The sequence below is a fragment of the Stenotrophomonas sp. P5_A8 genome (assembly GCF_056400545.1).
On the sequence record NZ_JBFULB010000356.1, the window covers coordinates 1 to 3,785 of the forward strand.

At 65.1% G+C, this 3,785-nt stretch carries 4 protein-coding genes; all 4 read right to left on the reverse strand.

Features of this window, described 5'->3' with window-relative positions; genetic code table 11:
* The 4 genes from AC1DQP_RS17870 to ppnN all read right to left on the reverse strand — a co-directional run bounded on the left by AC1DQP_RS17870 (nt 1) and on the right by ppnN (nt 3,695).
* Nucleotides 1-1,122, reverse strand: coding sequence for a PilW family protein (locus tag AC1DQP_RS17870; RefSeq protein ID WP_478052142.1), 1,122 nt, complete (start codon nt 1,120-1,122; stop codon nt 1-3).
* Complete coding sequence (gene pilV / locus AC1DQP_RS17875; protein WP_478052143.1) at nt 1,119-1,604, reverse strand: type IV pilus modification protein PilV; 486 nt, start codon at nt 1,602-1,604, stop codon at nt 1,119-1,121. Before pilV ends, AC1DQP_RS17870 begins: the two co-directional genes overlap by 4 nt.
* The gene (locus tag AC1DQP_RS17880) at nt 1,601-2,113 is read right to left on the reverse strand and encodes a GspH/FimT family pseudopilin (protein WP_457319847.1); all 513 of its coding nucleotides are present in this window, start codon (nt 2,111-2,113) and stop codon (nt 1,601-1,603) included. Before AC1DQP_RS17880 ends, pilV begins: the two co-directional genes overlap by 4 nt.
* 193 nt (nt 2,114-2,306) lie before the next feature.
* A complete protein-coding gene (gene ppnN / locus AC1DQP_RS17885) occupies nt 2,307-3,695 on the reverse strand; it encodes a nucleotide 5'-monophosphate nucleosidase PpnN (RefSeq protein ID WP_457319845.1) in 1,389 nt (462 codons plus the stop codon).
* Between the last annotated feature and the right edge of the window lie 90 nt (nt 3,696-3,785).

The window sequence follows — 3,785 nt, forward strand, 5'->3', positions numbered from 1 at the left end:
TTAGTAGGTAGTGCGGTAACGCCCATCGTTGGCGGCATAGGCGTTGTAAGTCATGCCCAACGTGCCCAAAGCAGACGTTGCATCGGCCTGCCTCACTGTCGCCGCGCCGGGGCTGCGCAGGATCAGGCCAACCTGGACCTGGCCAACGCGCCGCCACTCACCTACGCCGGCGGCATTGGTCTGGGTAGTGACGCCAGAGGCTGTCTTCTGCGTGGTGATGTTGCCAAGCGGCAACGAGGACTTGCTGATGTTGGTGACCGTATCCTGGCCAAACAGCAACTGCATGTTCTCAACACCTTCCACCAGCTCTTCATTGATCGCGTAGGTGCCTGCCGACCCCGCCCGGGCGCGACGCAACCCTGGTTGCTGGGTGGCAGCATTGAGACCTATGTAATAGACCAGTGATTCGGCCCGGTACACCATGGTGGGTGCCAGCGGCGACGGAACGAAGCGGGACAGGTCCGCACCCGTAGCGGTCACCGTTCCCGCTGCGGCGGTGGTACCGCGGAACACTTCTGCAGCGCCACAGTCGGCGATACCGAAAAGCGTGGGTGCGGCGACGCCATTCTCGGTCAAACGCGCCCATTTGGCCGCATCGACAGTCAACGTGGTTGCGGTCACCGCGGTAACCGGGACGCCTTCAGGCGCAAGGAAGCGAAGCACTAGAATGTCGCTGCCAGCCACCGGCGCAGGCACCAGCCCACTGATGGCGGCAGGTAGATTGGCCGGAACCGCCCCTCCGCCGGCCACCAGGGTATCGCCTGGACCGGTTCCGGCCGCCTCATAACCCTGCACGCTCACATTGAAATCCAGCGGCGAACCGCTGCCCGGTGTGGCGCCGGTGCTGATGCGGGGCGAGCCGAGCTCGCGCACGATGTGACCCTGGTCGTTGACGCAGCCCATATGGCCAACCATGCGCACGTCACGCTCGAGGAAATCCAGCGCGAAACGTCCATTCTCCTGCACGCGGGCAACGCCCTCGGACAGCCGGGAGGCGGCCTGCGAGGCGATGAAGATCTGGATGACACCGAGCATCAGCAACAAACCGATGACCATGGCAATCATCAGTTCGACCAACGACAAACCTGTCTGGTGCACTCGGGGCATGGTCGAAGGTTTCATAGCTGGGTAACCAGGCCGAAGGTGGTCGGGGTATTGGGGTTGGCCGGGTCCCAGCGGTCGTCAGACCAGGTGATCGCCACCGTGGCCACGCCATTGACCACGGTAACCGTGGCGCCTGCATTGGCGCCCAATGCCTTGACCACCTGGCATTGCCAGCGGGCGATGTTCTGATCGATGGTCAATGCATCTCCGGCGACACGCGTACAGGCCGTGTCCGTGGCGGCCTTGCTGCCCGCAGCGAAGGTCGCATTGGTGTACCAGACCGACTGGAACCGATTACTGCGCATCAGCTCGGTGAGGTCGTAGGCGAGGTTTGTCGCCTGGGTCCGGTAGTTCGCGCTTTGCACGAAACGGACACTGGTGGTCTGCAGCATCGCAAAACCGAGCAGACCGAAGGCCAGGACGACAATGGCGATCAGTACCTCAAGCAGCGTAAAGCCGGCCTGACCGCGACCGGGAATGGATGAATGGCGACGCTTCATGGACAGGCTCCCTTGGCACTGCTGATCTGGCCGGAGACATTGACAGTCATCGTGCGCAGCAAAGGCTGGCTGCCGCATTGTTCTGGGCGCATCACCACAGCCTGATCCGCCGCGGCGCGACGGCGTCCACGCGCGTCGAAGCCGATCAGCGCGGTCGGACCGGTGACCACCATGCCGCGGCCGATCTTGTTGAATCGCAACACGGTCTCACCCGTGCTGAACGTACCGCTGTTGTCGGCATCAGCGAAAGCCATCATGCCGCCGGCCCAGTTGCCATCACAGGTATTGCCGTCGGTGCTGCCGCACACTCCGCCACCGCGGTTGCTGCGCACGGCCTCGCTGCGCGCCAGGTTGACCAGGCCCAGGAGCTCATTGTGCGCCGCAGCTACCCGATTAGAGCGGATGCTGCTTTGGAAGCTTGGATAAGCGATCGCGGACAGAATGGCGACCACCGCGACGGTGACCATCAGTTCTACCAGCGTGAAGCCGTTGGACCGGCGTGAGTACATGGAACGCTCCCCAGCGTGATGACACAGAAGATGAACGACCTGCCGTCCGGCGGCAAGCGGCGGCAGGACGAACGGTCGCCCGGGGCGACGGGCGTCAATCAGTTGACGGGCGCCCGGCGTCTACAAGGCGGCGGGGCTCCCCGCCCCGCCCCCGCCCGACCCGGTCAGACGGGTCGGCAGACCCCGCCTGCGATCAGGCCAGGACCTTATAGCAGGGCTGGTATTCGCCGGAGATCTTCATCCGGCGCTGCTCCACGAAGCCGCGCAGCAACTCGTCCAGCGCCTGCATCATGTCGGCGTCGCCATGGATCTCGAACGGCCCGAGCTGCTCGATGCGGCGCATCCCGTCTTCCTTGACATTGCCGGCCACGATGCCGGAGAACGCCCGACGCAGGTCGGCAGCCAGGGCATGCGGCGGACGGCCGTGGTGCAGGTCCAGCGCAGCCATCGCCTCGTGCGTGGGCACGAACGGCTGCTGGTATTCCCACGGAATCTCGATCGACCAGTTGAAGAAGAACGAATCCTTCTGCTCCAGGCGATGCTCGCGCACGCGCTTGATACCGGCGGACATGCGCCGTGCCACCGCGACCGGGTCGCCGATGATGATCTCGTAGCGCGCCGCCGCGGCCTCGCCCAGAGTGAGGCGGATGAAGCGGTCGATCTGCTCGAAGTACGGCGCCGCCACGGTCGGGCCGGTCAGGATCAGCGGGAACGGCAGGTCCTTGTTTTCCTCGCGCAGCAGGATGCCGAGCAGGTACAGGATCTCTTCGGCAGTGCCCACGCCGCCGGCGAACACGATGATGCCGTGTCCGATCCGCACGAACGCTTCGAGACGCTTCTCGATGTCCGGCATGATCACCAGGTGGTTGACGATCGGGTTCGGCGACTCGGCGGCGATGATGCCCGGCTCGGTCAGGCCGATGTAGCGGGTGACGTGCTTGCGCTGCTTGGCATGGGCGATGGTGGCGCCCTTCATCGGGCCCTTCATCGCGCCCGGGCCGCAGCCGGTGCAGATATCCAGCCCGCGCAGGCCCAGCTCGTAACCGACCTGCTTGGTGTAGAGGTACTCATCGCGACCGATCGAATGGCCGCCCCAGCAGACCACCAGGTTCGGGTCGCCCGGGTTGAGGATGCGCGCGTTGCGCAGCAGCCCGAATACCGCGTTGGTGATGCCCTCGGACGATTCCAGTTCGGCCGCGTACTGCGGGCCCATCTCGATGGCCATGTAGGCCAGGTCGCGGACCACGGCGAACAGCAGCTCGGCCACGCCGCGGATGATCTCGCCATCCACGAAGGCCATCGCCGGGGCGTTGACGAGGTCGATGCGGACGCCGCGATCCTGCTGCGCCACCTGGATGTCGAAATCCGGGTACAGATCGCGCGCCGCGCGCGGATCGTCCGAGGCACTTCCACTGGTCAGCACGGCCAGCGCGCAGCGGCGCAGCAGCTCGTGCATGCCGCCGCCGGAGGCGTCGCGCAGGCGCGCAACCTCGGCCCGGGACAGCACATCCAGCCCACCGCGCGGGTAGATCCGCGCGTCCTGCACCGGCAGCGTCCGCGCCGGGGTTTCGGTGATCTTCATTTCCATTCTTTCTGCTTTCCTCAAGGTTTCCGACTGTACCGCTGCCCCCTTAAAAAGCAAAACGGCCAGGAAGCCCGGCCGTTGGATAGG

Coding starts and splice junctions, on each gene's coding strand:
- AC1DQP_RS17870 (WP_478052142.1), bottom strand. CDS start 1,122: ATGAAACCTTCGACCATGCCCCGAGTGCACCAGACAGGTTTGTCGTTG.
- pilV (WP_478052143.1), bottom strand. CDS start 1,604: ATGAAGCGTCGCCATTCATCCATTCCCGGTCGCGGTCAGGCCGGCTTT.
- AC1DQP_RS17880 (WP_457319847.1), bottom strand. CDS start 2,113: ATGTACTCACGCCGGTCCAACGGCTTCACGCTGGTAGAACTGATGGTC.
- ppnN (WP_457319845.1), bottom strand. CDS start 3,695: ATGAAGATCACCGAAACCCCGGCGCGGACGCTGCCGGTGCAGGACGCG.